Here is a 1257-nt window from a genome sequence, read left to right as displayed (position 1 = left end):
GCTTCCGCGGACTTAATGGAATAGTCCGTCTAAGCGTGCAGCCCGATCCCGGGTAATGCTGGGGTCATATAAGGGTCAGACGTGATGGGGATCCCGTATGGGCGTAGGTGAGTGATCCTGTACTGCCAAGAAAAGTTCCGGCGTGACGAATACGGTCGCCCGTACCCTAAACCGACTCAGGTGATCAGGTAGAGAATACCGAGGCGTTCGAGAGAATCGTGGTTAAGGAACTCGGCAAAATGCCCCCGTAACTTCGGGAGAAGGGGGGCCCGAACCGTGAGAGCGGTGAGGGCCGCAGAGACCAGGGAGAAGCGACTGTTTACTAAAAACACAGGTCCGTGCGAAGTCGTAAGACGCTGTATACGGACTGACGCCTGCCCGGTGCTGGAAGGTTAAGAGGACCGGTTAGAGCTCTTCGGAGTTCGAAGCTGAGAATTTAAGCCCCAGTAAACGGCGGTGGTAACTATAACCATCCTAAGGTAGCGAAATTCCTTGTCGGGTAAGTTCCGACCTGCACGAATGGCGTAACGACTTCTCCACTGTCTCAACCGCGAACTCGGCGAAATTGCATTACGAGTAAAGATGCTCGTTACGCGCAGCAGGACGGAAAGACCCCGGGACCTTTACTATAGTTTGATATTGGTGTTCGGAACGGCTTGTGTAGGATAGGTGGGAGACTTGGAAGCATTCACGCCAGTGAGTGTGGAGTCATTGTTGAAATACCACTCTGGTCGTTTTGGATTCCTAACCTCGGTCCGTGATCCGGATCAGGGACAGTGTCTGATGGGTAGTTTAACTGGGGCGGTTGCCTCCTAAAGAGTAACGGAGGCGCTCAAAGGTTCCCTCAGCCTGGTTGGCAATCAGGTGTTGAGTGTAAGTGCACAAGGGAGCTTGACTGCGAGACTGACAAGTCGGGCAGGTGCGAAAGCAGGAACTAGTGATCCGGCACCTCATTGTGGAATGGGTGTCGCTCAACGGATAAAAGGTACCCCGGGGATAACAGGCTGATCTTGCCCAAGAGCTCATATCGACGGCATGGTTTGGCACCTCGATGTCGGCTCGTCGCATCCTGGGGCTGGAGTTGGTCCCAAGGGTTGGGCTGTTCGCCCATTAAAGCGGTACGCGAGCTGGGTTTAGAACGTCGTGAGACAGTTCGGTCCCTATCCGCTGCGCGCGTTGGATATTTGAGAAGTCCTGTCCCTAGTACGAGAGGACCGGGATGGACTGACCTCTGGTGTGCCAGTTGTCCTGCCAAGG

General features: G+C 54.6%; 1 rRNA gene. It reads left to right on the top strand.

The window, feature by feature from the left end:
• Nucleotides 1-1257 (top strand): 23S ribosomal RNA (locus ABD893_RS17010); the annotation flags it as partial.

Source organism: Brachybacterium paraconglomeratum (assembly GCF_039541415.1).
Classification (GTDB): domain Bacteria; phylum Actinomycetota; class Actinomycetes; order Actinomycetales; family Dermabacteraceae; genus Brachybacterium; species Brachybacterium paraconglomeratum_A.
This window is presented reverse-complemented; position numbering and strand designations above follow the sequence as displayed.